General features: G+C 67.4%; 24 protein-coding genes and 1 pseudogene. 5 read left to right on the top strand and 20 right to left on the bottom strand.

The features are described from left to right. Window positions 1–72: 72 nt before the first annotated feature. A complete protein-coding gene (locus A3CW_RS46700; RefSeq protein WP_035513237.1) occupies window positions 73–1365 on the bottom strand; it encodes an EAL and HDOD domain-containing protein in 1293 nt (430 codons plus the stop codon). Between the two features lie 408 nt (window positions 1366–1773). On the opposite strand from A3CW_RS46700, the gene A3CW_RS0117800 reads away from it, so the two are divergent. Together A3CW_RS0117800 and A3CW_RS0117795 are read left to right on the top strand one after the other, a co-directional pair. Continuing rightward, window positions 1774–3747, top strand: coding sequence for a putative bifunctional diguanylate cyclase/phosphodiesterase (locus A3CW_RS0117800; RefSeq protein WP_028204775.1), 1974 nt, complete (start codon window positions 1774–1776; stop codon window positions 3745–3747). 48 nt (window positions 3748–3795) lie between these two features. Then, entirely contained in the window at window positions 3796–5238 is a 1443-nt protein-coding gene (locus A3CW_RS0117795; protein WP_028204774.1) for an HDOD domain-containing protein, read from the top strand. 64 nt (window positions 5239–5302) lie between these two features. Here the strand turns inward: A3CW_RS0117795 and A3CW_RS0117790 are convergent, their stop codons facing one another. From A3CW_RS0117790 to A3CW_RS0117720, 14 genes are all read right to left on the bottom strand, one after another. Continuing rightward, window positions 5303–6688, bottom strand: a complete 1386-nt coding sequence (locus A3CW_RS0117790; RefSeq protein WP_028204773.1) for an EAL and HDOD domain-containing protein — start codon at window positions 6686–6688, stop codon at window positions 5303–5305. Between the two features lie 322 nt (window positions 6689–7010). Further along, on the bottom strand, window positions 7011–7811 hold the full coding sequence (locus A3CW_RS0117785; RefSeq protein WP_028204772.1) for an ABC transporter substrate-binding protein: 801 nt from the start codon (window positions 7809–7811) through the stop codon (window positions 7011–7013). Window positions 7812–8141: 330 nt separating this feature from the next. Beyond that, the gene (gene astE, locus A3CW_RS0117775; protein WP_028204770.1) at window positions 8142–9194 is read right to left on the bottom strand and encodes a succinylglutamate desuccinylase; all 1053 of its coding nucleotides are present in this window, start codon (window positions 9192–9194) and stop codon (window positions 8142–8144) included. Continuing rightward, window positions 9178–10518, bottom strand: a complete 1341-nt coding sequence (gene astB / locus A3CW_RS0117770) for an N-succinylarginine dihydrolase (RefSeq protein WP_028204769.1) — start codon at window positions 10516–10518, stop codon at window positions 9178–9180. The genes astE and astB overlap by 17 nt, the downstream gene beginning before the upstream one ends. A gap of 9 nt (window positions 10519–10527) precedes the next feature. Further along, on the bottom strand, window positions 10528–11991 hold the full coding sequence (gene astD, locus A3CW_RS0117765; RefSeq protein WP_028204768.1) for a succinylglutamate-semialdehyde dehydrogenase: 1464 nt from the start codon (window positions 11989–11991) through the stop codon (window positions 10528–10530). Between the two features lie 59 nt (window positions 11992–12050). Next, on the bottom strand, window positions 12051–13085 hold the full coding sequence (gene astA / locus A3CW_RS0117760) for an arginine N-succinyltransferase (RefSeq protein ID WP_028204767.1): 1035 nt from the start codon (window positions 13083–13085) through the stop codon (window positions 12051–12053). Then, complete coding sequence (gene aruF / locus A3CW_RS0117755; RefSeq protein ID WP_028204766.1) at window positions 13082–14161, bottom strand: arginine/ornithine succinyltransferase subunit alpha; 1080 nt, start codon at window positions 14159–14161, stop codon at window positions 13082–13084. Before aruF ends, astA begins: the two co-directional genes overlap by 4 nt. Before the next feature lie 42 nt (window positions 14162–14203). Further along, window positions 14204–15421 (bottom strand): aspartate aminotransferase family protein, encoded by a 1218-nt coding sequence (locus A3CW_RS0117750; protein ID WP_028204765.1) that lies wholly within the window; start codon window positions 15419–15421, stop codon window positions 14204–14206. Between the two features lie 182 nt (window positions 15422–15603). After that, entirely contained in the window at window positions 15604–16575 is a 972-nt protein-coding gene (locus A3CW_RS46695; RefSeq protein WP_245623685.1) for a GlxA family transcriptional regulator, read from the bottom strand. A 160-nt stretch (window positions 16576–16735) separates the two neighbouring features. After that, window positions 16736–17527, bottom strand: a complete 792-nt coding sequence (locus A3CW_RS0117740) for an ABC transporter ATP-binding protein (RefSeq protein WP_035513236.1) — start codon at window positions 17525–17527, stop codon at window positions 16736–16738. Window positions 17528–17547: 20 nt separating this feature from the next. Next, a complete protein-coding gene (locus A3CW_RS0117735; protein ID WP_028204763.1) occupies window positions 17548–18261 on the bottom strand; it encodes an ABC transporter permease in 714 nt (237 codons plus the stop codon). A 13-nt stretch (window positions 18262–18274) separates the two neighbouring features. Further along, window positions 18275–18964 (bottom strand): ABC transporter permease, encoded by a 690-nt coding sequence (locus tag A3CW_RS0117730; protein WP_028204762.1) that lies wholly within the window; start codon window positions 18962–18964, stop codon window positions 18275–18277. 319 nt (window positions 18965–19283) lie between these two features. Next, window positions 19284–20036: a CbtA family protein gene (locus tag A3CW_RS0117725; RefSeq protein ID WP_028204761.1), complete on the bottom strand. Its 753-nt coding sequence runs from the start codon at window positions 20034–20036 to the stop codon at window positions 19284–19286. Between the two features lie 13 nt (window positions 20037–20049). Then, window positions 20050–20268, bottom strand: coding sequence for a CbtB domain-containing protein (locus tag A3CW_RS0117720; RefSeq protein ID WP_028204760.1), 219 nt, complete (start codon window positions 20266–20268; stop codon window positions 20050–20052). Between the two features lie 242 nt (window positions 20269–20510). On the opposite strand from A3CW_RS0117720, the gene A3CW_RS0117715 reads away from it, so the two are divergent. From A3CW_RS0117715 to A3CW_RS54315, 3 genes are all read left to right on the top strand, one after another. Then, window positions 20511–21131, top strand: a complete 621-nt coding sequence (locus A3CW_RS0117715; protein WP_028204759.1) for a histidine phosphatase family protein — start codon at window positions 20511–20513, stop codon at window positions 21129–21131. A gap of 156 nt (window positions 21132–21287) precedes the next feature. Further along, window positions 21288–21563, top strand: a complete 276-nt coding sequence (locus tag A3CW_RS51050; RefSeq protein ID WP_322787960.1) for a type II toxin-antitoxin system PemK/MazF family toxin — start codon at window positions 21288–21290, stop codon at window positions 21561–21563. Then, entirely contained in the window at window positions 21539–21661 is a 123-nt protein-coding gene (locus A3CW_RS54315; protein ID WP_281175130.1) for a hypothetical protein, read from the top strand. The genes A3CW_RS51050 and A3CW_RS54315 overlap by 25 nt, the downstream gene beginning before the upstream one ends. A gap of 21 nt (window positions 21662–21682) precedes the next feature. Here the strand turns inward: A3CW_RS54315 and A3CW_RS0117705 are convergent, their stop codons facing one another. The 5 genes and pseudogenes from A3CW_RS0117705 to A3CW_RS46690 form a co-directional block, all read right to left on the bottom strand. Next, a complete protein-coding gene (locus A3CW_RS0117705) occupies window positions 21683–22720 on the bottom strand; it encodes a patatin-like phospholipase family protein (RefSeq protein ID WP_028204758.1) in 1038 nt (345 codons plus the stop codon). 43 nt (window positions 22721–22763) lie between these two features. Continuing rightward, a complete protein-coding gene (locus tag A3CW_RS0117700; RefSeq protein ID WP_028204757.1) occupies window positions 22764–23345 on the bottom strand; it encodes a hypothetical protein in 582 nt (193 codons plus the stop codon). Window positions 23346–23423: 78 nt separating this feature from the next. Continuing rightward, window positions 23424–24512 carry a lysylphosphatidylglycerol synthase domain-containing protein gene (locus A3CW_RS0117695; protein WP_028204756.1) on the bottom strand — a complete coding sequence of 363 codons (1089 nt, stop codon included), beginning with the start codon at window positions 24510–24512 and terminating at the stop codon, window positions 23424–23426. Beyond that, complete coding sequence (gene hpnK, locus A3CW_RS0117690; protein WP_028204755.1) at window positions 24509–25408, bottom strand: hopanoid biosynthesis-associated protein HpnK; 900 nt, start codon at window positions 25406–25408, stop codon at window positions 24509–24511. Before hpnK ends, A3CW_RS0117695 begins: the two co-directional genes overlap by 4 nt. After that, window positions 25408–25767 (bottom strand): annotated as a pseudogene (locus A3CW_RS46690) (hopanoid biosynthesis associated radical SAM protein HpnJ); the annotation flags it as partial. The gene hpnK and the pseudogene A3CW_RS46690, both read right to left, overlap by 1 nt.

Below are 25767 nucleotides of genomic sequence, written 5' to 3'. Positions count from 1 at the left end.
CGATACCAATATTGGATCACACAATTGCGGCACTCGCAGCGCGCCCCCCGGCGCCAAGCTTACAACCTGATTTCAACCCTCGGCATAGGCCGTGAACCACGCGCCGGCCCACAGGTTCAGTTCGCCAAGCAACGGCGGCGTGAGCGCGTTGAACATGCCGCCCGCCTCGCGAGCGAGGCGCTGCGCGCCATCGTGATCGCCGCGCTCGGCCGCAGTGGCGATGCGCAGCAGCGTGCCGAGCTCGCCGCGATGACCATCCACGGCCTCGACGATCTCGCGCGCGAGGCCGAGACGATCGAGCGTGTGCTCGGGCGTCGAACCCACCAGCACGTGCACGAGCGAGAAGATGCCGGTCATGAAGGCGGCATCGGCGAAATCGGGGTCCTGCGGGTTCAGGCTGCGCGCGGCAAGCTCCATGAAGTGCGAGCGCGTGCCCGCGAGCTGCACGAGCGGGTCCGAGCCCCAGGGCAGGTCGCGTCCGCTCGCGTAGAGCAGCAGTTGCGCCCAGCGCGCGATCTGGCGCGTGCCCGCCGCGAGCACCGCTTCGCGCAGCGACGAAATCGGCCGCCCCGGCGAGTACGCGCTCGAATTGACGAGACGCAACAGTTGCACCACTACGCCCGGGTGGCTGCGCAGTTCGCGCTCGAGTTCGGCCGTGCCGACGTCGTTGGCCACCAGCGCGAGCAGGCGCACGAGCGCGAGGCGAGACGACCGCACGCGCGGCGCGCGCAGCACCTGCGGGCGCGCGAAGAAGTAGCCCTGAAACAGCTCGAAGCCGAGCGACGAGGCCAGTTCGAAGTCCTCGCCCGTCTCGACCTTCTCGGCGATCAGCGTCTTGCCGTGCGCAGCGAGGCTCGCGACCAGCCCGGGCAGCGCCGCGCGCTCGGTCTGCAGCAGGTCGACCTTGATGATGTCCGCGTAGGGCAAGGCGCGCAGCAGGTTCTCCGTGATCTCGCACACGTCGTCGAAGGCAATGCGGTAGCCGGCGCGGCGCAGTTGCGCGAGACGCTCCAGCACTGCGGCGTCGAAGCGCACGTGTTCGAGCACCTCCAGCACGAAGCGGCCCGGCGGCAGCAGATGCACGATGTCGTCGAACAGCAGCTCGCGGCTGATGTTGACATAGCCGTAGTGACGGCCGAGCACCGCGGGCACGCCGAGCTGGCCAATCGTGCGCGTCATCACCTGGGCCGTGGCGAGCGCGTCGTCGTCGACGTCCGCGCGGTTCTGCGCACCGCCGCGGAACAGCAGCTCATAGGCGTTGAGCACGCCATTGCGATCGAGAATAGGCTGCCGCCCGAGATAGACGAACGGCTGCGGACCGGTTGATGACCCGGGCGCAAGGCCGGGTTGCGAAGCTGACGGCATAGAAGGCGCGGAACCAGGGGTGCCCCTGCCCGCATCGTCTCGCGCAGCCTCGCTTGCCGGCGCGGCAAACGCTGACGATGAATCGGACATGGCGGATGACTCGTACGGATGGAATGGCCGGTAATGGCCGCCGACGCGCCGGGCCGCCCCTGCGGCCCGCAAGACGGGCGCTTCACGCGCGCCGACCCATCGCGCATGGCGAACGGCGTCTCGACCGGCGCCACTTTAACCGAATCTGGACGCCGCCGCACCGATCTCCCGTCACGTTTATGCGTTAGGTGTTTTTTCGGTCGCCGCGGCTAAAGATTTCTCGTCCCGGGTCGATAACTTGCTCTGATGGGCGGCTTCAGCCGGATACGGAAACCGGCCGGGACGCCACAGACACACAAAGGGTTGCCAGCGACAGACATGGAAGCGAACAGGATCTCCGCGCCCCGCCAGGGCTGGTTGCGCACGGTCGTCGACCGGCTCTACGCGCTTGCCGGCCTCGAGGGTATTGCCGGCGACCCGCCCATGCCTCGCGACGCGAACGCGCCACATGCCGCGCAGGCACAGCACGCAGCGCAGGCAGCCGACGCAGCCGATGACAAAGGCGCCGCACCGCTCGTGCCGCCCTCGCCTGCCGCAGCCGAACCCGACTACGCCGACGCCGTTTCGCGCTCGTTCGAGAACACGGCCGCCGCGGTGGACTTCCTCGTGCACGTGGACGCCAGGCTGCACTTTCTCTACGTCTCCGACGCAAGCCTGCGCTTCGCGGGTTATCACCGCGAGTTCCTGCTCGGCGCCACGCTCGCCGACATCGTCTCGCCCGAGCATCACGAGCGCCTCGAGGCGCTCATCGCGCGCGCCGCGCACAGCGGCGCGGTGGAAAAAGACACGGTCGATCTCGTCAAGGCGCTCACCTACCCGCTGCCCGTGGAGCTGCGCGTGCAGCGCGCCCAGTATGGCGAGACGGCCGGCTTCTCCGTGGCGGGCTTCGACGTCTCGGGCTGGCAAGGCACCGAGGCCGCGCTCACCCACGCGCTCCATCACGATCCGCTCACCGGTCTGCCCAACCAGGCCGCGCTTGCGCCCGCGCTGCAGCGCGCCCAGGCCGACGCGGACCATTTCGGCGTGCCGGTGGCGCTGCTGCTGCTCGACCTCGACGACTATCAGCGCGTGAACCGCGCGCTCGGCTACGACGCCGGCGACGAGCTGCTGCGCGAGACCGCGCGGCGCCTCACCCACCTCGCGCTGCAGGGCGAAATGATCGCGCGCATCGGCAGCGACGAGTTCGCCATTCTGATCACGCCGCAACGCCACGCCGCGCCCGACGAAGTGCGCGCCGCCGCCGAAGCGCTCGGCCGGCGCCTGCTCACCTCGATCCTGCAGCCGTACTCGTTTCGCAACCAGCCCGTACACCTTTCGGCGAGCATCGGCATTGCGTTCCATCCGGACCAGCAACCGGATGCGTCCGGTGCGAGCGAGGCCGATGCCAGCGCCGACACCACGCCGCTCATCCGCCGCGCGGACCAGGCGCTCCAGCAGGCCAAGGCGATCGGCGGCAACACGCTGACGTTGCACGTGCCCGTTGACGATCCCACCGACGCCATGCGCCTGAAGCTGGAGTCGGACCTCTACGACGGTGTGCGCAACGGCGAATTCTCGCTACACTTCCAGCCCATCACGAGCAGCGCGTCGCGCGGCGTGGTCGGCGTGGAGGCATTGATCCGCTGGCAACATCCATTGCACGGTCTCGTGCCGCCTTCAACATTTATTCCGCTTGCGGAATCCGTCGGCCTGATTAATTATCTCGGCAACTGGGTTTTGAAGGCTGCCTGTATGCAACTGACCCAGTGGGACGAGCAAGGCATCGAGCTGCAGTACGTGGCGGTCAATGTCTCGCCCCAGCAGTTCCGCAATCCGCGGTTCAGGGAAAGTGTCGAGGAGGCGATCGAGCTCACCGGGGTCGATCCGGCCCGGCTCGTGTTCGAGATCACCGAAAGCCTGCTCATGCACGATCCGCAGCATGCGAAAACGCTGCTCGAAGAGCTCACCTCGCTTGGCATTCGCTTCGCGGTGGACGACTTCGGCACGGGGTATTCGAGTCTTGCGTACCTGCAGCGCTTCCCGCTCTCGAAGCTGAAGATCGATCGAAGCTTCGTCGAGAACCTCATCACTTCGCGCAACGATCAGGCGATCGTGAACGCGGTGGTGGGGCTCGCGCGTACGCTCGATCTCGAACTCGTGGCCGAGGGCGTGGAGACGGAGGCGCAGCGCGAGCTGCTGACGAACATGGGTTGCGAGCATATCCAGGGATGGCTCGTCTGCAAGGCGCTGCCTTCAGAAGAATTGCAGGAACGCTTCGTTTCGGGTGCGTTGCACGTGCACGAGGTGCAATGATGCGGGCATCGCAAACAGCAGGGCTTTCGCGAAATTGACATGGTTCAGATGGTAAAGGCCGTCCTGCTAGACCGCTTGTGGGCCCGCATGAATGAACGCGGGGACTTCCCCTTGCTGTCGCAATCGCTGCGCACCACGGTCGCGGCGATGACGAACGACGACTACGATTTCAGCGCGCTCGTGAAGGTCGTGCTCTCGGATTTCGCGCTCACGCAGAAAGTGCTGCGTCTCGCGAATTCGGCCATGTACATGGCGTTCGGCGGCAACATCACGACCGTCACGCGCGCGCTGATGGTCCTCGGCATGGACGCGGTCGGCCATCTCGTCGTCGGCCTGAAGATCGTCGATCACTTTCACCACAGCGCACCGCGCCGCATCGACGCCAAGCTCGAACTGAACCGCACCATGCTCTCGGGCTGCGTCGCGCGCAAGCTCACCGAGCACGGCGACCTGCGCGCGGGCGAAGAGGCCGTGGTCTGCACGCTGATGCGCCAGGTGGGCAAGCTGCTCGTGGTGTTCTATCTCGAACCCGAGTGGGACCAGATTCGCCGCGAGATCGATGAAGGCTCGAGCGACGACGAGGCCTGCCTCGAAGTGCTCGGCGTGACCTTCGAAGAACTCGGCCTCGAAGCCGCCACGCGCTGGCGCCTGCCCGACACGATCCGTGAGGGCATGCGCCAGTACGACCCGGCCGACAAGGAACCGCGCGACGTGCAGTGGCTGCGCGCCATCACCAACTATTCGACGGAAGTTGCGCGCGTCCTGACTACGCAGGGCCTCTCCGACGAGATGCGCGAGACGCATATCGCCGAACTCGCGCAGCACTACGGCCGCGCGCTCTCGACCGATGCCGATGTGCTCGTGCAGATGAGCCTCGCGCTCGCGCGCGAGGAAGCCGAAGACGGTGTGATGCGCGAGATCGTCGAATTGCGCGCCAACGCCGACGCCATCGCCCGCGAAGCGCTCGATCCCGAGGCGCGCATTGCGGCCGGCGTCGAGGACCTGCGCGCATTGCCGGCCGACAGCGCGCTGAGCACCGCCCTCACGCTCGCAACCGAAACCGTGCTCGCGGGCCTGGGTTTCGCACGCAGCGTGGTGTTCGTGCGACGCGGGGCGAACATGTTCGAGGCGCAGCACGGCTTCGGCCCGCACATGGGCGATGTGCTGCCCAAGCTCGCGTTTTCCGCCGCGTTCCAGCCCGACGTGTTTCACCTCGCCATCGCGAACAAGGTCGGCATCTTCATCGAAAATGCGCGCGATGCGAAGATTCTCGCGCGCCTGCCCGGCTGGTATCGCTCGAGCTTCGACGACGCGCGCGCGTTCGTCCTGCTGCCGGTGGGCGCCCCTGGCGTCGAGCCCGTCGCGCTGATGTACGGCGACTGGCTCGTGAACCAGGAGCCGCGCCGCATTTCACAGAAAGAGATGAGCGCGTTGAACGATCTCGCGCAGCAGCTCGCGCGCTTCTTCACGCACGTTCCGCAGACCGCCTGACTCTCAACTGAGTCCCGACTGAGCCGGGGCGCACCGCATCGCTTCGCGGCACCGCCCCACCCGCTCAATCTTCGATCCGTTCGAGCCCCTCGTCTTCCGCGTCGCGGCCGGACGCGCCGGCCCATTCCGCGGCCGTGAGCGAGATCGCCGCGACCGTCGCGGCGTCGAGCGGCTCGAGTTCCACGCACAGCGCCTCCACGCGGGCCCAGTCCGCGCGCTCCAGCGCCTCGGAAAGTTCGAGCAGCCGCCCGAGCGCGCCCTCGCGCTTGACGATCGCCGTGCGGATCGGCTTGGCGAGCGTGAGCACTTCGAGCGTGCTTTCGAGCGGGCCGCCGAATACCGCCTCGACGAACGAGAACACTCCCACGAGGAACGCCGCGTCTTCGTCTTCGAGGTGCGCGTGGGCAAGCTGCGTCACCGCGATTTCCATGAAGCGCGCGCGCGTGGCGACGAGTTGCAGCAGCGGGTCGTCTTCGGCGGCGATCTTGCGGCCGTCGGCGTAGAGCAGCAACTGCGTCCAGCGCGCGATGGCGTTGGTGCCGGTCGCATTGATCGCCTCGCGCAGCGTCGTCACCTTGCGGCCGATGTTCATGCTGCCCGAGTTGGCAAGCCGCATCAGATGCATCACGAGCACGGGGTTGAGCTTCAGCTCCGCTTCGAGTTGCGCGACCGTGGGCTCGGCCGCGAGCAGATGCAGCAGGTTCAGCAGCGCCTGGCGCGGCGCGCTGGAGCGGCGCGCACCGCCGTGCGGTTTCGCGAAGAAGTAGCCCTGGAAGCGGTCGAAGCCGAGGTCGTGCGCGCGCTGATAGTCTTCCTGGGTCTCGACGCCCATGGCCACGAGAAGCTTGCCCGCCGCCTTCATCACGCTCGCGAACTTCGGCAGCACCGTGGGCGCGATCTCGCGGATATCGATCTTGATGGCGTCCACATACGGCAGCAGTTTCGCAAGCGACTCATCCGCCTTCGACACATGGTCGAGCGCGAAGCGGTAGCGGCGGCGGTGCAGCTCGACGAGCCGCGCGATCAGATCCGGATCCGCGCCGATGTCCACAGGCAACTCGAACATGACGCGCTCGGGGCTCACGCGCTGCAGGCCGTCGTGAAAGAGCGCGTCGCGCGTCATGTCGAGCCAGGCGGGATGGCCCGCGAGCGAGGCGCGCAAGACGGGCGCGGCGAAGCTTTTGAGGAGCGCGGTGCTCGTGGCGGAAGGCTTGGGCGTCAGGCCCGAGGCCTGGTCTTTGGCGGCCGCTTCGGCCTCTTGATCGATTTCGGCGCTTTCGCGCCGGTCCACGAGGCGCGGCGAAGTCTCGAACGCGCAGAGGAGGCCCTCCCGGTCGAGTATCGGCTGGCGCGCGAAAAACACGTCGATGGGCGGGCCGGCGTGTTCCGGCGACTGCGTGCTGCCCGCGACTCCTGTCGTCTGCGGCCGGTCTGCGGCGTTGAAGCTCATGGGGTCCCCCGCGCGGCGCCGCGCGCATGGCGGCGCCCTGGTCTTGTTTCTTGGCATGCCGCAACCGTTTGCGCTTCGCACACATGGCGCGCCGGACGCGGCACTTTCTTGTGTCGATTTTATCCTGGCAAGTAAGGCGCGGAAATGAAGTTCTGCGCGATCCGCGGGATTTTTTTGCAGTTTTTGCAGTGCCACATGCGTCGCCGGCACTGCGTTGCCGCTCGACGCACGAACGATTTGATACGCAATCCGAAGCAAAGGCGCGAAAAAAAACCGACCGGCTGGATGTCGTCCAGCCGGTCGGTCTATCGGCGGCGGCCGATTACTTGAGCACGACCTTCACGTCGAAATACTTCGCCGCGATGTGGTCGAGCGTGCCGTCCGCCTTCAGGTCCTTGAGCGCGCCGTTCAGCGCGGCCTTGAGCGCCGCGTCGTTCTTGCGCACACCGTAGCCCACGCCCTCGCCGAGCAGCTTCACGTCCACGACCTGCGGGCCCGCGAACGCGAAGGCCGCGCCCTGCGGCTTGTTCAGGAAGCCCTTGGAAGCGGCTTCGGCGTCGAGAAACGAGGCGTCGAGGCGCCCCGAAACGAGGTCCGCGTAGATCTGGTCCTGCGTCGGGTACGGCACGACGTCGACGCCTGCGGGCGCCCACTTCGCTTTCGCGTAGGTTTCCTGGATCGTGCCCTGGAGCACGCCCACGTGCTTGCCCTTGAGCGACTCGGGCGTGGGCTGCAGCGTGCTGCCCTTCTTCGCGATCATCTGGTTCGGAATCGCGTAGATGGGGTCGGTAAAGTCGATGGCCTGGCGGCGCTGGTCCGTGATCGACATGTCGGAATTGATCGCGGCGAACTTGCGCGCCTGCAGCGCCGGAATCAGGCCGTCGAACGAGTTTTCCACCCACACGCACTTTGCCTTGAGCTTCGCGCAGACGGCATTGCCCACGTCGATATCGAAGCCCTGCAGTTCGCCTGCGGGCGACTTCGATTCGAACGGCGCGTACGACGCCTCTACGCCAAAGCGGATTTCCTTGATATCGGCGGCGTGTGCGGCCCCTGCCGCGCCTGCCGTCATGGCGGCCGCGCAGAATGCGAGCGTTGCCAGCTTGTTCCAGTTCGTCTTCATCAGTGTCTCTTTCCAGTCAGATTGGGTGCGCCGGCGAAGCCCGTTCAGGCAGCTTCATGGTTCGATTCGCCGCTAAAAAACGCCTTCCCGGCGCCGGCACAGGATCGCTGCGCCAAAAACACGGCTCAAGCGCGCGCACCGTGTGTGGTGCGCCGCAGCAACCGCGAGGGCGCGATTGTACCGCGATGGCGCCGGCGCCCCGCCGCGCGGGCGGCAAGCGGCGCATGGCGCGTCCGCGCGCGGCGGCGGGCGGACGCGATGCGTTCGAACCTGCAAACGGGTGTCGTGGATGCGCAAGCGCGTGAAAGCGCGTGCGCTTGCGGCTAGCGCTCAAGCGAGCGCGGCGAGCGTCTCCCGGGTCGTGTCGACGACGAGCAGGCCCGCGCGCAGGCCCGGCTTCACGCCCGGATTCGGAAACACGATGCGCTCCTCGTCGTGCTGCACGACGTAGCGGTACGCGCCGTCTTCCGCCAGCACCTCGCCGCGCGGGAACGGGGTGAAGTTGGGTACGTCGGCGGCCACGTTGAGCTTGAGTGCCGCGCTCTGCTTCGTGATCTGGCCGATCACCGTGAAGATGCGCGGCATTTGCGCGCCCTTTGGCAGCGACATTTCCCCCGCCACGAGACGGCGCACGGCGGCATCGGCACCGGCGAAGCGCGCCAGGTCGTTCTGGCCGAACGGACGCACCTTGCCAAGTTCGAGCGTGCAGGCGAGCGCGCCGCACGTCTCGGCCGTGAACGACGACAAGGTCGCGCCCTTCTCGGTGTGGATCAGCACGGCCGCGATGTGCGCGTCGGCGAGCCATTCGAGCATCGCGCGCGCGGGCGGCTCGCCCGTGTGCGGCAGCAGCGCGAACTGCTCGAACGCCGAAGCGCGGATCGCCGTATGCATGTCGAGGTGCCAGCGCGCGAAGGGCGCATCGGCAGAACTCGCGGCCTTCGCGAAGAAGCGCTGCGCCGCCGCTTCGAGCGCCACGGCGCGCGGCGCCTCGCGGCTCGCTGGCGCACGCGCATGGCGGCCGCCGAACAGGCGGTTGAGATCGTCGTCGAGATAGCGCTCGCCGGCGCGCATCGCGCCGGCATTGCCGAGCACCGCGAGCACGCGGCAGGCGAGCGGCGCGCGGCCCGCCGCGATGTCGGCCACGAGTTGCGAGAGCAGCTCGATCGGCGCGGTCTCGTCGCCGTGCACGCCCGCCGAAACCAGCACGCTGCGCGTCGTGTCGTCGACGTGTGCCGGTTCCAGCTCCAGTACGCCCTCGTCGAGCCATTGCCAGCGCACGCCGCCCGCGCATTCGCCGCGCGCCGCCTCGGGCATGGCTGGGCGCGCGCCCGCGAGCGTGTACGCGAGAAAGTCCTCGAGCGGGGTATCAGCGCTGGAAGTCATAGAGCGATCCGAGGCCGAGAATCTGCGTGAGTTCGTCGAGCGCCGTACGCGACTCGACGAGCAGCGTCGGATCGGTCAGATCCTGCGGCGCGAGCCGGTCGCGATAGTGCCGCTCGATCCAGCCGTCGAGGCGCGTGAAGAGCGCGTCGTTCATCCACACGCCAGGCGCCGTCGCCGCGCGTTCTTCCTCGCTGAGCACCACGCGCAGACGCAGGCACGCCGGTCCGCCGCCGTTCTTCATGCTCTCGCGCAGGTCGAACACGAGCACCTCGTCCACCGGCCCGCTGCTCGCGACCAGTTCGTCGAGGTAGATCGCCACGTGCGGATTCTCGCGGCTTTCCTGCGGCACGACGAGAATCTGCGTGCCGTCCGCGCGGCTCAGCAGCTGGCTGTTGAAAAGATAGGACGACACCGCGTCGGCCACGCTCACGCGCGCTTCGGGCACTTCGATCACGTGGAACGGCGCGTCGTGCGCCGCGAGCTTCGTGCGCAGTTCGTCGTAGACCGCTTTCTGGTCGGCGAACGCGCGCTCGTGGCAAAACAGCGTGCTGCGGTTGCCCACGGCGATCACGTCGTTATGGAACACACCGGCGTCGATCACGTCCGGATTCTGCTGCGCGAACACGGTGCCGGCATCGGTGAGGCCGTGGCGCTGCGCAATGGCGCGGCTCGCCTCGAACGTCTGCCGCGCCGGGAAGCGCTTGGGCTCCGGTCCACGGCGGTATTCGCTGCGCCCGTACACGAAAAATTCCACGCCGCGCTCGCCGTACTGCGCGCTAAAACGCGTATGGTTGGCCGCGCCTTCGTCGCCGAGCGCGGGCGTGCCCGGCAGCGCCTCGTGCACGACGAAGTGCGACGGGTCCGCGAACACCGTGGCGAGCGTGCGGCGCGTGGCCTCGTGCTCGATCGCGCGATGCAGCTTGCTGCACAGGTTCGCGGGCGTGAAATGCACACGCCGGTTGGGCGTATCCGCCGAAGGGCTCACCGTGGCCGCATTCGCGGTCCACATGGCCGACGCGGAGCTTGCCGCGGCGAGCAGTTCGGGCGCGTCCTTCGCGGCGCACGCAATCGCTTCGGCATCCTTACCGCCAAAGCCCAGCTCGCGCAGCAGCCGGATGGACGGCCGCTCCTGCGGCGGCAGCACGCCTTGCGCGAAACCGAGGTCGGCGAGCCGCTTCATTTTGCGCAAGCCCTGCTGCGCCGCGGCGCGCGGGTTCGCGACGGACTTCTCGTTGCTCTGCGAGGCGACGTTGCCGAACGACAGCCCGGCGTAGTTGTGCGTGGGGCCGACGAGTCCGTCGAAGTTGGCTTCAAGGGTTTGCATCGTCGTTCCTTAGAAGTGAAGACCCGGCGAAACGCTCGCGGGCATCTGCAGTTGCGCGCTTTCGACCGAGGCCATCGGGTAGGCGCAGTAGTCGGCGGCGTAGAACGCGCTCGGCCGGTGGTTGCCCGAGCGCCCCGCGCCGCCGAACGGCGCGCCGCTCGACGCACCGTTGGTCGGCCGGTTCCAGTTCACCACGCCCGCGCGGATCTCGCGCGTGAAGCGCTGCCACAGCGCTTCGTCGTCGGCGAGCAGGCCCGCCGAGAGGCCGTACGCCGTGTTGTTGGCTTGCGCAATGGCGTCGTCGAAACCCGCGTAGCGGATCACCTGCGCGAGCGGCCCGAAGTGCTCCTCGTCGGGCAGGTCGGCCACGCCCGTCACGTCGAGAATCGCCGGCGTCACGAAGCCGAGCGCCGGGTCGCGTTGCTCCATCGGCAGCAAGGCGCGTGCGCCGCGCTCGAGCAACTGCGCCTGCGCGCTCATCAGCTTGCCCGCCGCGCGCGCCGAAATCACGGTGCCCATAAAGGGCTGCGGCTCGGCATCGTACTCACCCACCGTAATGCGCGCACTCACTTCGACGAAGCGCGCAAGGAAGCGCTCGCCGAATGCGTCTGCGGGCACGAGAATGCGGCGCGCGCACGTGCAGCGCTGCCCCGCCGAAAGAAACGCCGACTGGATCGCGTGATGCACGGCGGCATCGATATCCTCGACCGGCGCGACGACGAGCGGATTGTTGCCACCCATCTCCAGCGCGAGTACGATCTCGGGCCGGCCACCGAACTGGCGATGCAGCAGCGTGCCCGTGTCCGAGCTGCCCGTGAAAAAGAGTCCGTCGATCTGTTTGTGATTCGCAAGCGCAATGCCGGTGTCGCGCTCGCCCTGCACGAGGTTGAGCACGCCCGCGGGCAAGCCGGCTTCGCGCCAAAGCTCGGCCGTGACGCGCGCCACTTCCGGAGCGAGTTCCGAAGGCTTGAACACGACAGCGTTGCCCGCGATCAGCGCCGGCACGATATGGCCGTTGGGCAGATGGCCCGGGAAGTTGTACGGACCGAACACCGCGACGACGCCGTGCGGGCGATGGCGCAGCACCGCCACGCCGTCGGCCATCGGCGCGCGCTTCTCGCCGGTGCGCTCGCCGTAGGCGGTGATCGAGATCGCAACCTTGGCGGCCATCGACGCCGCTTCGGTGCGCGCTTCCCAGAGCGGCTTGCCGGTCTCGCGGCCAATGGCCTGGGCGAGCGTTTCCTTCTTTTCGGTGACGAGCGCGGCGAAGCGCTTCACGATTTCGCAGCGCGCTTCAAGTGGCGTTTGCGCCCACGCGGCGAACGCGCGGCGCGCGGCGTTCACGGCGCGATCGACATCTTCGGCGCTCGCGGCATTGCCGCTCCACACGGTCTCGCCCGTGCCGGGGTTGCGCGAAGCGAACGCGGGGCCCGAGGCCGCGCACCATTGTCCATCGATGTAAAGCTCGTTCATGGTCATCCTTTGTCGATCCGGAGTGGGTGCTTTAGCACCTACTCCGGTCCCATGCGGTTTTATTGCAGTTTTGCCTTCGCTGCGGGGCCGAGCACACGCACCGGATCGCCCGCCGCGACGTTCAGCGCCGCCGCTTCCCTGGCGCTCAGCGTGAACACGCCGTCGTGCACGACGCCCGGCGCGAATCCCACGCGGAAATCGCCAGGCGACGTATTGGATACGAGTGAGCGCACGCCCGCTTCGGCATGCGCCTCACCGATCTCGACCGGCACGACCACGCTCTCGCGCACCGTGCGCAGGTCGCCGATATGGCATTCGAGCACCGGGCCCGCATCGAAGATATCGACGTGATTCTCGTAGCGCAGCCCCTCGGCTTCGAGCATGCGGCGCGCCGGAATCGTGTCGGCATGCGTGAGGCCGACACAAGCCTGCGCTTCCTCGGGCAGCAGCTCCACGTACACCGGATAACGCGGCATCAGTTCTGCGAGGAACGACTTGCGCCCATGCGAGCTGAGGTAGTCGGCAGCGTTGAAATCGATCTGGTAGAAGTGCGAACCGACCGCACGCCAGAACGGCGACGTGCCTTGCGCGTCGAAATGGCCGCGCAATTCCGCGCACAGGCGCTCGGGAAAGCGCTCGCGAAACTGCGCGATGAACATGAAGCGCGATCGCGAAAGCAGGCTGCCCATTCCGCCCGTGCGATAGCGCGGCGAAAGAAAGAGCGAGCACACCTCGGCATAGCCCGTGAGATCGTGCGAGATATTGAGCGCGCGCATGCGCGTCCAGATGCCAAGCTCCTGGCTCGCGTGCACGACCGTGCTCACGCGGTAGTTGTAGAACGGCTGCTCCAGTCCCACGGCCGATTCGATGCCGCATACGCCGGCCACGTCGCCCGTGGCCGTGTCTTCCATCACGAAGAAGTAGCCGGCTTCGCGCAGCTCGGCCTCGCCCGCCAGCGTGCGCCGCGCGCGCTCGATGCGCGCCTTGAGCGCCTCGCGATCGGGCTTGAAGGTGGTCAGGCCGGGGCCCGTTTCCTGAGCGAGCGAGACGAGTGCGTCCACGTCGCCCGTTTGCACGACGCGTACCACGATCATTGTGCGTCTCCCATATAGGCATCCTCTGTTTGCGGGGTGGCGCGATACAGCGGCGCACAGCGCACCGGCTCGCCGTCCTGCACGCCGAGCGCGGCGCGCGCGCTCGCGTCGAGCGGCGCGATGATGCCCGCGCCCTTCTCGCTTTCGGGCAGCGTCGCGAGCACGCAGCGGAACTCGCCCGCGTGCTGGCTCGCGACCAGATACGCCGCGCCTTCCTGGTTCGTTGCGAGCGCCACTTCGCGCACCGTGCGCGTCTCGTTGCCGGCGACCGAGGCCGTGCGGTCCACCTGCGCAGTCAGCACCGGGCCCGCGTCGAAAATATCGACGTAACGATCCGGCTCGAAGCCTTCTTCCAGATGGATCTCGTAAGCGAGCAAGGCGCTCGGATCGGGCTCGCCGAGCACGCGCTGAGCCGGCTCCGGCAGCAGCGGCACATAGAGCGGATAAGCCGGCATGACCTCGGCGATGAAGGTGCGGCTGCGTCCGCCCGAGGCCAGTTCGATGTCCTTGAAATCGCGCCCGAAGAACTTGCGCCCCACGGCCTCCCAGAAGGGCGAGGCGCCCGTGTCGTCGGTCACGCCGAGCAGCAGCGAGAACACTTCGGGCGTGAAGCGCCGGCGGTTCATCGCGACGTACATCATGCGTGCGCGCGACATGAGATGCGCGGCCGCGTCGCCGCGCAGCGAGGGCTCGATGTAGAAGCCCGCGAGGCGGCTCTTGCCCGTGAGTTCGTGCGACATCGTGAGCGCATGAATCTTGCGGTTCACGTGCAGTTCGCGCGATGCGTGAATGAGCGCGTCGTTGCGAAACGCGTAGAACGGCTCGGCGTAGCCGGCCGCCGCGACGATGCTCGAGGTGCCGACGAGCCTCCCCGTGGCGGAATCTTCGAGCACGAACAGATAGAACTCCTCACCGGGGAAGTCCACGTCCGCGCGAAACGAATCCTCTGAAAGCGCGATGCGCGCTTCCAGCGCCGCGCGGTCGTGCGGCAGCGAATGCAGCACCGGCTGCGCGGTGTGCGCCATGTGGGCGATCGCGTCGAGATCGGAAAGCCTGGCGGGGCGAACGAATAGCATCGTCGGTCCTGTGTGTGCGCTGGGTTGCGGCTGGGTTACGATTTAGCGTGCGTCGATCACATCTGCGCAGGCCTGCTCGAAGCGCGCAAAGCCTTCGTCGAGGTCCGCTTCGGGAATGATCAGCGAGGGCGCGAAGCGCAGCACGTCCGGCCCCGCAATCAGCATCATCACGCCGCGATTCGCGGCCGCCCCGTTGAAGTCCTTGGCGCGGCCCGCAAAGCGCGCATTCAGTTCGGCGCCGATCAGAAGCCCCTTGCCGCGCACTTCCTTGAACATGTCGAAACGCTCGTTGAGCTTCGCGAGCTTGGCGCGAATCGCTTCGCCGCGCGCGCGCACGCCCGCCAGCAGCGCCGGATCGCTCACCAGCTCGACCACCTTGCCCGCAATCGCGGCGCCCAGCGGATTGCCGCCATAGGTCGTGCCATGCACGCCCACCTTGAAGTGCGCCGCAATCGCTTCGGTCGTGAGCATCGCGCCGATCGGGAAGCCGTTGCCGAGCGCCTTGGCCGTCGTGAGGATGTCGGGCGTGACGCCCGTATCTTCGTAAGCGTAGAAGTGGCCCGTGCGGCCCACGCCCGTTTGCACTTCGTCGAAAATCAGCAGCGCGCCGTGCGCATCGCACGCTTCGCGCAGTGCGCGCAGGAACGCGGGATCGGCGGGAATCACACCGCCCTCGCCCTGCACCGGCTCGACGATCACGGCGCAGGTCTGCGCGCCGATGGCGCGCTTCGCCGCTTCGATATCGTTGTACTCCAAGTGCGTGATGCCACCCGGCACGGGGCCGAAGCCTTCCGAATACTTGGGCTGGCCGCCCACGCTCACGGTGAAGAACGTGCGGCCGTGGAACGACTGGGTGAACGAGATGATCTCGAACTTGTCGGCGCCGTGCCGATCGAACGCGACGCGGCGCGCGAGCTTGAGCGCCGCCTCATTGGCCTCCGCGCCCGAGTTCGCGAAGAACGCGCGGTCGGCGAACGTGAGCGCTTCGAGCTGGCGCGCGAGACGCAGCACCGGCTCGTTGGTGTAGCCGTTGCCGATGTGCCAGAGTTTGCTGCCCTGCTCCTCGAGCACGCGCAGCAACTCCGGGTGCGCATGGCCGAGCGAGGTCACGGCGATGCCGCAGGCGAAGTCGATGTAATCGCGGCCCTCGGTATCCCACACGCGCGAGCCTTCCCCGCGATCCGGCACGAACGGCGCGGGCGCGAAACACGGCACCATCACTTCGTCGAAGGTCTTGCGGCTCACAGTCTGGTCGTTCATGGCGATTCCTCTATTACTCAGTGCGTGTCGAATTCGGGGTCGGTGTGCGTTGGGGCCGTGCCCTTTCGCTCAGGTAGCTTGTGCAGTGTAGGCAAGCTCGGCGCAAACGTCTTGCGCAGGCGCGACGCGTTTTTTCGTATGGAACCTGCAAGGTGCGGGCGCTTGCTGCGCCGCGGCCAGGTTCACTGAACTTCCGGCGGCTCGACGAGCGCGCCCGCGCGCGGCTCGGCGGCGGCCCCGCCGTGCTGGCGCTCGATCCAGTTGCGACGGTCCTCGCGCGGCGTCACGCCGAAGCGCTCGCGGTACGCATTCGAAAAATGCGCCGCCGAAGAAAACCCGCACGCGAGACTGATCTGCACCACCGACTTGCTGGTGCGCTGCAACTGCGAGCGTGCCTTGGCGAGACGCAGGCCCAGGTAGTACTTCGATGGCATCGCGCCGAGGTACTGGCGAAAGAGCCGCTCGAGCTGCCGCCGCGACACGCCCACGAGATTCGCGATCTCGTCGGTCGTGAGCGGGTCCTCGATATTCGCCTCCATCAGCTTGAGCGCGTCGTTCAGGCGCGGGTGCCGCTCGCCGGGCGCGGTCACGAACGGAATACGCTGGCGCTCGTCGCCGCTGCGCAGCGTGCTTGCGCCGAGCGCGTCGGCAATGCGCTCGGCGAGTTCCGGGCCATGGTCGCGGCCGATCATCGCGAGCATGAAGTCGAGCGTGGCCTGGCCGCCCGCGCAAGTCGCGCGGTCGCGGTCGATTTCGTAGATGTGCTGCGTGACGATAGTGCGCTCGAACTGCTCGGCGAACTGCTGGAACGTCTCCCAGTTCGCGGCCACGCGGTAACCCTGCAACTGCCCCGCCATCGCGAGCCACCAGATGCCGTGGTGAATGCCCGTGACGAGCGGCGTGCGCTGCCCCACGCGCGCGAGGCTCGCGAGAAAGAGCCGGTAGTCGGCGAACTGCTGGTAGCGCTCGGTGACGACGATGAGCCAGTCGGCCGCAACGGCGTCGCCGAACGCGCAGTCGGCAGGCCACTGCGCGCCGCCCGCGAGCGGCACGGGGCGGCCGTTCCACGAGCACATCTGCCAGCGGTACAGCGCGCGGCCGTCGATCTCGTTGGCGAGATTGAGCGCGTCGACAATCGGGCCCACGCCCGACATCGAAACGGGCGGCAGCGCGACGATCGCCACCTGGGTCGTGCGGCCGGCGCGCGCGAGCGGCGCCTGGCCGCCGGGCGCGGCAGGAACGGAAGCAGAAGGAGGAACGGCTTGACGAACCATCGAAGGCAATAAAACGAAAGCGCGATGCGAACCGCGCCGCTTACTTGAGGCTGCCCGAGAGGAACTGGCGCAGACGATCGCTCTTCGGCGCGCCGAGCACATCGCCGGGCGTGCCCTCTTCCTCCGTGCGCCCCTGGTGCAGGAACATCACATGATTCGAGACGTTGCGCGCAAAGCCCATTTCGTGGGTGACGACGATCATCGTGCGGCCCTCTTCGGCTAGCTTTTGCATCACCTTGAGCACTTCGCCCACGAGTTCGGGGTCGAGCGCGGAGGTGGGCTCGTCGAACAGCATCACGTCGGGATGCATGGCGAGCGCGCGCGCGATCGCCACGCGCTGCTGCTGACCGCCCGAAAGATGCGAGGGATATTGCTTCTCCACGCGAGGCGCGAGACCCACTTTCTCCAGATACTGCCGCGCGCGGTCCTCGGCTTCCTTGCGCGGCACGCCCAGCACGTGCAGGGGCGCTTCCATCACGTTCTCGAGCACGTTCATGTGCGACCAGAGATTGAAGTGCTGGAACACCATCGCGAGCTTGGTGCGAATGCGCTGCAATTGCTTGTGATCGGCCACGTCCAGGTCGCCGTTGCGGCCCGCCTTCGTGCGCACCGCCTCGCCGTCGACGACGATCTCGCCCGCGTTCGGCCTCTCGAGGAAATTGATGCAGCGCAGGAAGGTGCTCTTGCCCGAGCCGCTCGCGCCGATGATGCTGATCACGTCGCCCTTCTTCGCGTCGAGCGAGACGCCTTTGAGCACCTCGTTGTCGCCGTAGCGCTTGTGGATGTCGCGCGCGACGAGCTTGCTATCTGAGGATTGCGTCTGAGCCAAGATGGTCTCCAGTTTGCGATGAATCAGCGGGTGCGCACGGCGAGATGGCCGAGCCAGCGTTTTTCGGCGCGGCGGAACGCGGCCACCAGCACGAACGATACCGCACAGTAGATCAGCGCCGCGAGGCCGAACGACTCGAACGAGCGGTAGGTCGCCGAGTTGGCGTCGCGCGCGACCTTGAGGATATCGGGCACCGTCGCGGTGAAGGCCACCGTGGTCGCGTGCAGCATCAGGATCACCTCGTTACTGTACAGCGGCAGCGCGCGGCGCAGCGCCGAAGGCAGGACCACGCGCCAGTACATCGTGAACGGGCTCATGCCGTAGGCGCGCGCCGCTTCCACTTCGCCGTGGGAGGTAGCGCGAATCGCACCCGCGAAAATCTCCGTCGTGTACGCACAGGTGTTGAGCGCGAACGCGAGCACCGCGCAGTTCAGGCCGCTGCGGAAGAACGCGTCGAGCAGCGGCTCCGAACGGATGAACGCGAGACTGTACACGCCCGTGTAGATGAGCAGCAACTGCACGTAAAGCGGCGTGCCGCGAAACACGTAGGTGTAGAAGCGCACCGGCAGCGAGAGCCAGCGGCGGCTCGAGACGCGCGCCACGGCGAGCGGCACCGCGCACACGAAGCCGAAGGCGACAGAGATCACGAGCAGCCACAGCGTCATCGCGAGGCCGGAGACATGCTCGCCGTCCCAGTAGAGGAACGCGCGGCCGAATTGCTGAATGATTTCGTTCATGACGGCCTTTTCCTCAGAGTTGCGCGTGACGCACGCCCACCGAATAACGGCGTTCGAGCCAGACGAGCGCGAAGTTCGAGAGCGTGGTGATCGCGAGATAGATTAGCGCCGCAATCACGAGGAAGAAGAACAGGTTGAAGGTGCTGCGGCCCGCGTCCTGGGCGGCCTTCACGACATCGGCGAGACCGATGATCGAGACGAGCGCCGTCGCCTTGACGAGCACCTGCCAGTTGTTGCCGATGCCGGGCAGCGCAAAACGCATCATCTGCGGAAAGAGGATGCGGGCGAACACGCGCGCGCCGCTCATGCCGTAGGCATGGCCCGCTTCGAGCTGGCCGCGCGGCACCGCGAGAAACGCGCCGCGAAAGGTTTCGGTGAAATACGCGCCGTAGATGAAGCCGAGTGTGACGACGCCGGCCACGAACGGATCGATGTCGATCTGCGCCATGCCGAGCGCGTCGGTGGCCTCGTTCACGCCGATCTGGATGCTGTAGAAGAGCAGCAGCATCAGCACGAGGTCGGGCACCGAGCGGATCAGCGTCGTGTAGGCGGTCGCCACGGCCGCGAGCGGCCGGTTGAACGAGAGCTTGGCCGCCGCGCCGGCCAGGCCGAGCAGCACCGCCACGCCGAGCGAGAGCAGCGAAAGCTCGATGGTCTGGATCGTGCCGGCGAGCAGCACCGGGCCAAAGCCGTAAAGGATCACGCGCGTCTCCGGAACAAATTCGTTTTGTCGTTTCGGGCGGCCTCGCGCGGCACCTGAGCGCCGTGGAAACCGATGAACTGGCGCGGATCGTCTCAGTGCAAAATGGATTGCTCAAACTCGCGCGGGGCGGATATTGCAGTGCAGCATTGCGGCGCGGCGCACGGATGCGTGCGGATCGGGCCCACGCAGCCGCGGGCGCGATGCTTTTGAAAGGCGAAAAAAAATGCCCCGGCACGCGAGGCGCGCGGGGCAATTACGCAAGTTTGGGGTCGCTTTTTCGATAGGCGCGCGGCATGCGCCCCGGCGACCCCGGCGGAGCTTAAGCGGCGCGCGTTTGCGTGCCGCGTGCGCCGCCCGCACGGGCGTTCGCACCAGTCAGCTTTTCGGCGAGCGCGCCAAACAGCAGGCCGATCGTAGTCCAGAGGATGACCTGCATGCCGATCGACACCGTGCGGAACTTCCACAGCAGCACGGCCGGGAAGGCGGCGGGCACCTCGTTGATCGTCGGCAGCGCGAGCTGGATCGCGCCGATCACGACGACGAACAGCACGAGCGCCACGATCGAAGCGTTCCAGACGCCAAGGCGCGGCACGAACGCGGCGCGCACCTTGAGCGAGAACACCGACACGGCGATCGAGATCGCGATCATCAGGAAAAAGAGCCCGGTTCGATAGCCGATTGTCTCCGGGTCGCCGACCGAGGGCGGATTCGCCGGATACTTGATGTTCGGCACGAGGTAGATCGCGACGAACGCCGCGAGCGCGAGCCAGGCCGAGAGCGCGCGCGGCGAAAGACGCCCCACGCGACCGTTCGCATACGCGAAGACGAGCGCAAAGAGCCCGCCGATCGACGCGCCATAGACCATCACGCCCGTGAAGAGACCGATGCTCGCCTGAGTCTTGCGGCTCACGATCTCGGGCTCGGGTGCCTCACCCTTCGCTGCGTCGGCTTTCTCTTCGAAAGAAATCGCCTGATCGACCTGCGGCTCGCCCGCGATCTTCGCGAAGCCGAACGTGAGGAGTCCCGCGGCGATGCCTGCGAGCATGCCGCGTACCAGCAACTTGCCAACCATATTCGGCTCCCGGTCAGTGGCAGGGAAAGCCGAGCAGATGGCGGCCGTCGTGAACGAATTCGTGGACGTACATGCCCGGAACGATCGAGGTGGCGCCTTCCTCGGCGCCCACGAAGTACAGGGCCAGCAGGAGCATCAGGCCCGCGAAGATCGCCCAGGGCAGGATCTCTCGCAGCGGAATGGGCGCCGGCGCGGCCGGTGCGTGCTGCAAGGGGAATGTGGTTTCGGACATGCTGACTTCTCCTGGGGTTACGCGCCCCGCTAGTCGTTGAAAGAGTGGTTCACGACGCGCAGGTCTGACTTCCGTTGCTTCGACTCAATCGACGGCAACCAGTTACAGTGGCGCGACCGCGCCGGACTTGCACCGGCTTCCGCGTGTCGTGGAGCCTGTATTCTACGCGCTGCGACGGCTGGCCGCGGCCCGAATGTCACCTGGATAGGTCAGCCACAGAGTAGTGAAGCATAAGGAAAAGCATGCCGACGACAGTCTGGCTGGTGAGCCATGCGGCGAACGCCGCGCTGCGCTCGGGCACGTTCCCGCAAGCGCCTGTAGCGGGCGATCACGCCGAAGAAGCGCTCGACGCGCGCGCACTCGAGGCGCTTGCCGCATGGCGCGAGCGCTGGCACGCGCGGCTGGCCGGTGGCAATCGCAACGGCGAGGCGCCGCGCGCGCTCACGAGTCCCGCCGCGATCGCCCGCGCGAGCGCACGCGCGGCAGGCTTCGCAGGAGCAACGCCGAGTGACGCGCTCGCCGAAACCGCCTTCGGCGCGTGGCAAGGCAAGCGCCTGGCGGATCTCGCGCGTGAAGCGCCCGAAGCCCTTGCGGCCTGGACACGCGATCCAGGCTTCAGACCGCCGGCCGGCGGCGAATCGTTCGACGATGTCCGCACGCGCGTCGGCGCCTGGCTCGATGGGGTGCCCGATTCGGGACACAACCTGATCGCCTTCACGCACGCGAGCGTGATCCGGGCGTCGATTCTTCACGCGCTGGGCGCGCCGTCGTCGGGTTTTCGCTCGATCGAAATCGCGCCGCTTTCCGTGACGGCGCTACGCCGCATGCAGCACGGCTGGGTGTGGCTCGCGGCGGTGGATTGAGGAGAGGGACAGCATTCCTTGATCTGCGTACATGCGCCGCGAAACGCCGGCGCTTCTCGCGTGAGCGCTATTTGCAGCAGTTGCGCGAGAGGAAGCGCGAGCCGCACCCGCTCATCGACTTCGGCCAGCCGCAAGGGACCGAAATCGGCGGACCCGATGACCCCACGCGTTTCGACCCATGGTAAGGAACGCATGAAGAACGGAACACCAGAAGCAGGCGACATCCTCTGGCTCAATGTCGGGCCGGGCGCAGGCAGCGAGCAGGACGGCTATCGCCCTGCCCTCGTCCTCACCGACGCCGAGTTCAACGCACTCACGAGCCGCTTCGTCGGGCTGCCCATCACCAGCACCATTCACGGGGGGAGTCGGAAATCCCCATCAGCGGCCTTGCCGGACCCTGCGTCGCGATGGCCGACCAGATCACCACGCTAACGCTCGCGGGCAGAGTCTGGCGGCACAACGGAGAAACGGCGACAGCCGGGGAACTGGAGGCGGCGAAATTCGCCGTCGCCGGCATTCTGGATCTGTAGCCAGCAGCGCACGAGAGCGCCCTAGTCCAACCCTAGCTGCGCCTTGATGGCCGGCATCATGTACTGCACGGCCGCCCGCCCTTCCTCGATGGCGGGCGAGGCGCGATGAAAGTCGAAGATCCCCATGCCGCCCAGGCGCGGCTGGATCAGCACGTCGGCGGGCTCGCCGGCAAGGCGGCTGCGCGTAATGCGCACCTGCATGATGTCGATGCTCTGGGCCACCGAGCTCAACACCGAAGGCACACGCGTGCTAGGCGGCGGCGCCACCCGCACGTCCGGCCCGCCAGCCGCGCCGGGGCCTGCAGGCTGCAGCCAGCGCGGGAAGCGCTTGCCGTTGCGGCGCAGGAGCGGTTCAGGCGCCGCTTCGCTGTTTTCAGCGCCATTGGCGCCGCCGCTGTCGGCCCCGGCAGCCGATGCCGCCGTCGCCGCGTCGCTCGCCTCCACGGGCAGCTCGCGCGGCATCGTGTCGATCGCGCCGCCCAGGTCGCGGCCGTTGAGAATGTCGTGATTGAGGTCGATGGCGATCACGGTGTCCGCGCGCATCGCGCGCGCGGCGGACACCGGCACCGGGTTGCTCAGACCGCCATCCACGAGCCACACGCCGTCATGCCAGATCGGCGTAAAGATGCCGGGAATCGCGATCGAAGCGCGCACGGCGTCCACCACGCCGCCTTCGCGCAGCCAGACCTCGCGCCCCGTGTCGAGTTCGGTGGCGACCGCCGTGAACGGCAGCCGCAGGTCATCGATCGAGCGGCCGTTGAACTGGTGCGCAAACAGGTCGATCACCTTGCGCCCGCCGAGCAGTCCGCCCGAAAAACGCAAGTCGAGCAAGCGCACCACGGTCTGCCAGGTGAGCTTGCCCACCCAGTCCTCGAGCCAGTCGAGATCGCCGTTCGCGTACACGGCGCCGACCAGCGCGCCAATCGACGTGCCGCACACCACGTCGGGCTTGATGCCCGCTTCCTCGAGCGCACGAATCGCACCGATATGCGCCCAGCCGCGCGCGGCGCCGCCGCCGAGCACGAGTCCCACACGCTTGGGCCGTCGACGGTTCATCATGCGCGCCTCCTTGCGTGGTCGTGGGTCAACTGCGTCGACCGAGTCAGCGACCGCGGATCACGTCCGAGCGCGAGGTCGTCGTGACGCGCCCGTCCGGTCCGAAATGCACGTTGAAATACGCTTCGGGCGTCACGCCCCCTTCCAGCCACTTCCAGCTCCACACCGTCTCCTTCTTCAAGCGGTAGCCGGCCACCTGCCCGGGTTTACCGAGCAAACGCCGGACCTCGTCCTCACTCATGCCGACACGGATCTTCGCGAAGTTTTCCGCCGTGAGCGCCTGAGTAATGGCCACGAGCCGCCCGTTCGGACCGATGTCGACCATCCAGGTCTTGAGGCCCTGCGGGCCGCGCGGATATTCGAGGCGGCGCGAGCCGTCGTCGAACACGCGCTCGGTCTCGGGCTTGCCCATTTGCTCGCGCACCTGCTCGAGCGTGGAAACGCCGGGCGTGAGGCCCTTGAGCAGCAGCGCGTCGGGCTTCACGGAATCGAAGAACGCCTTGAATCCCTGCCGGATGGTGTCGAGCATGGCATCGAACTGGCGATCGTCGCAGCCGGAAAGCGTGAACGCCGCCGTGGCGGCGCACGCGAGCGCGAGCGAACGCGTGAGTGAAAACGTGGGCTTCATGTCCTTGCTAACGCATCAACATGGGCTTGCGTCTACGCGCGCCGATCCGGCGCGCATCGACATGCCCACAATGTACCGTCAATGGACCGGGTCGTGCTGTGAGTCCCGCTTCGGGCGGCTCGCACTTGCGGACACGCTCGCCACGGCGGGCAGCGCATCGGCAGGCTGAGCGGCGGACTGCACACCGTGGCGCACCGCGCGACGCGTGCGGACGATTTCCGCGGCCTGCCACGAAAGCAGCGCGAGCACGCCAAACACCACTTCGCGCATGCGCTTGACGAGCGCGAGCGAGAACGCCACGTCCTGGCTCACGCCAAAGAGCTGGGCGAGCAGCACCACGGCGACTTCCTGCACGCCGAGGCCGGCGGGCACCATGAAGGCGGCATGGCGCACGGCCTGGGTGATGGCCTCGATGGCGAGCGCGTCGCCGACCGTCACCGGATGGCCGAGCAGCGCGAGCGCCCACCACGTCTCGAACGCGCCGAGCATGTAGCCGCCAAGCTGCCAGAAGAAAGCGCGAAACATGAGGCCCGTGCGCGACATCAGCGCGTCGAGATCGGCGTCGAGCTGCTTGCCGTCGAGGCCGAGCATGAGCGGATTCTCGGTGCCGAGCAGCCGCGCGGCCCAGCGTTCGATCGCATGGAAAACGCCACCGCGACGCAGCAGGAACACGGCGAGCACCGGCAGCGGCGCCGAGAGCACGAGCGCGAGTGAGATCGCGATGATGGTGCGCAGCGAACCGCCGTCGCCGGTTGCGGCAACGATCAGCACGACGCCGAGCGCCGAGAACGCGTATTGCACGGCGATCGTCACGAACACCTCGACGATCACCGAAGCCGTGACTTCGCTCGCATTGCGCACCTTCCAGCGCGCGAGGCGAATGCCGACGAGTTCGCCGCCCACGCCGACCACGGGCAGCAGCCGGTTCACGGCCTCGCGCACGGTCGCGGTCCACCAGAGGAAGCTGAGCGGTGCGCGCTTGTCGAGCAGGAGGCGCCACGCATGAGCGTCGAGCAGGAGCGGCAGCGCGTGGAACGGCACGAGCCAGAGCAGCATGGGGCCAGCCGTGCCAATCACGCGCAGCACGTCGTGCGCGCCGTTATGGACGACGAGACCGATCAGGATGGCGATCCCGACCGGCAGGCCCAGCCATTTCAGCCACTTCATGACACCTGCACCTCGGGGCCGCGCGACGCGGCGGGGTCGGAGCCTGAAGCGGCGCCGAAGAACACGTCGGTGAAGCCGCCCCGGCGCACGCCCGCTTGCGCGAGCGCGGCGGCCACGCGCGGCGAGATCAGCGCGCCGAATTCGTCGGCGTGGCGATACGTCTGCATCGACGGCGTGATGGGCCCGTCGTGCGCTTCATCGGCGAGCGCCGGGTGGCAGTAGATCTCGCCCACGCCCTGCGCGGGCAGATGCGCGAGCGCGTCGAGCACGGCGGCTTCGTCCATTGCGCCCGTCTTCGCGATGCCGACCACGTAGTCGTTGTGCGCGACGCCCGCACGCGCGAGCCGCGCGCGCACGAGCGCGAGCCAGGGCTTGAGCGCGAACGGCGCGCCTGCCTCGAGCGGCAGACGCATCGCGCGCAAACCATAGTCGCGGCCGATCTCGAGGATCAGCGCGAGCACCGTGGGATGCAGATGAAAATGTTTGTGCGTGTTCACGTGATCGAGCGCGAGCCCGGTCGCCGCGAACGCGTCGAACTGCGCGCGTATCTCCTTCGCGAGCTGCCTGCGCACGTGCGGCAGGAAGAAGAAACGCACGCCGTCGCGGACCATGTTGTCGCCGAAACGCCCTCGCGCATCGACGAGCGCGGGAATCTGCGCGCGCGGCAGCATCGCCGCGCCATCGGCCAGCACCAGATGCAGCCCCACGCGCAAACCCGGCGTGCGGCGCGCCCGCGCCACGGCATCTGCCGCGGCGGGCGCGGCCACCATCAGGCTCGCGCAGTCGAGCACGCCCTCGCGATGCGCACGCTCCACCGCCGCATTGACCCGCTCGTGCAGGCCAAAGTCGTCGGCGGTGAAGATGAGCGCGCGCGCATCGTGAGACGAGCGGTCCATCATGCCTCGTGTGCGCGCAGGAAGCGGAAGAACTCCACGCCTTCGCGCAGACGCCGCTTCATCATGTCCCAGCTCGTGAGCATCTCGCGCACGATCTCCCAGATCTTCGACGGCCGGAAATAGAACTGCCGATAGAACTGCTCGAGGTGGTGATAGATCTCGTCGCGCGACAGATGCGCGTAGCCGATCGCCGCGAGCTGCACCCCTTCCTTGCTCACCAGGTTGATGGTCTTGTTCTCTTCCATCCAGCCGTTTTCCACGGCCTGCTTGTAGAGCGTCGTGCCCGGATAGGGCGCGGCGAGCGACACCTGAATCGTATGCGGATTGATTTCCTTCGCGTACTCGATCGTCTTTTTGAT

It is taken from the genome of Paraburkholderia nodosa DSM 21604 (assembly GCF_000519185.1).
Taxonomy (GTDB): Bacteria; Pseudomonadota; Gammaproteobacteria; order Burkholderiales; family Burkholderiaceae; genus Paraburkholderia; species Paraburkholderia nodosa.
Note: the sequence above shows the minus strand (reverse complement) of the source record. Positions and strands in the feature narration are given on the sequence as shown.

Coding starts and splice junctions, on each gene's coding strand:
- A3CW_RS46700 (WP_035513237.1), bottom strand. CDS start 1,365: ATGCCGTCAGCTTCGCAACCCGGCCTTGCGCCCGGGTCATCAACCGGT.
- A3CW_RS0117800 (WP_028204775.1), top strand. CDS start 1,774: ATGGAAGCGAACAGGATCTCCGCGCCCCGCCAGGGCTGGTTGCGCACG.
- A3CW_RS0117795 (WP_028204774.1), top strand. CDS start 3,796: ATGGTAAAGGCCGTCCTGCTAGACCGCTTGTGGGCCCGCATGAATGAA.
- A3CW_RS0117790 (WP_028204773.1), bottom strand. CDS start 6,688: ATGAGCTTCAACGCCGCAGACCGGCCGCAGACGACAGGAGTCGCGGGC.
- A3CW_RS0117785 (WP_028204772.1), bottom strand. CDS start 7,811: ATGAAGACGAACTGGAACAAGCTGGCAACGCTCGCATTCTGCGCGGCC.
- astE (WP_028204770.1), bottom strand. CDS start 9,194: ATGACTTCCAGCGCTGATACCCCGCTCGAGGACTTTCTCGCGTACACG.
- astB (WP_028204769.1), bottom strand. CDS start 10,518: ATGCAAACCCTTGAAGCCAACTTCGACGGACTCGTCGGCCCCACGCAC.
- astD (WP_028204768.1), bottom strand. CDS start 11,991: ATGAACGAGCTTTACATCGATGGACAATGGTGCGCGGCCTCGGGCCCC.
- astA (WP_028204767.1), bottom strand. CDS start 13,085: ATGATCGTGGTACGCGTCGTGCAAACGGGCGACGTGGACGCACTCGTC.
- aruF (WP_028204766.1), bottom strand. CDS start 14,161: ATGCTATTCGTTCGCCCCGCCAGGCTTTCCGATCTCGACGCGATCGCC.
- A3CW_RS0117750 (WP_028204765.1), bottom strand. CDS start 15,421: ATGAACGACCAGACTGTGAGCCGCAAGACCTTCGACGAAGTGATGGTG.
- A3CW_RS46695 (WP_245623685.1), bottom strand. CDS start 16,575: ATGTCGGGCGTGGGCCCGATTGTCGACGCGCTCAATCTCGCCAACGAG.
- A3CW_RS0117735 (WP_028204763.1), bottom strand. CDS start 18,261: ATGAACGAAATCATTCAGCAATTCGGCCGCGCGTTCCTCTACTGGGAC.
- A3CW_RS0117725 (WP_028204761.1), bottom strand. CDS start 20,036: ATGGTTGGCAAGTTGCTGGTACGCGGCATGCTCGCAGGCATCGCCGCG.
- A3CW_RS0117720 (WP_028204760.1), bottom strand. CDS start 20,268: ATGTCCGAAACCACATTCCCCTTGCAGCACGCACCGGCCGCGCCGGCG.
- A3CW_RS0117715 (WP_028204759.1), top strand. CDS start 20,511: ATGCCGACGACAGTCTGGCTGGTGAGCCATGCGGCGAACGCCGCGCTG.
- A3CW_RS51050 (WP_322787960.1), top strand. CDS start 21,288: ATGACCCCACGCGTTTCGACCCATGGTAAGGAACGCATGAAGAACGGA.
- A3CW_RS54315 (WP_281175130.1), top strand. CDS start 21,539: ATGGCCGACCAGATCACCACGCTAACGCTCGCGGGCAGAGTCTGGCGG.
- A3CW_RS0117705 (WP_028204758.1), bottom strand. CDS start 22,720: ATGATGAACCGTCGACGGCCCAAGCGTGTGGGACTCGTGCTCGGCGGC.
- A3CW_RS0117700 (WP_028204757.1), bottom strand. CDS start 23,345: ATGAAGCCCACGTTTTCACTCACGCGTTCGCTCGCGCTCGCGTGCGCC.
- A3CW_RS0117695 (WP_028204756.1), bottom strand. CDS start 24,512: ATGAAGTGGCTGAAATGGCTGGGCCTGCCGGTCGGGATCGCCATCCTG.
- hpnK (WP_028204755.1), bottom strand. CDS start 25,408: ATGGACCGCTCGTCTCACGATGCGCGCGCGCTCATCTTCACCGCCGAC.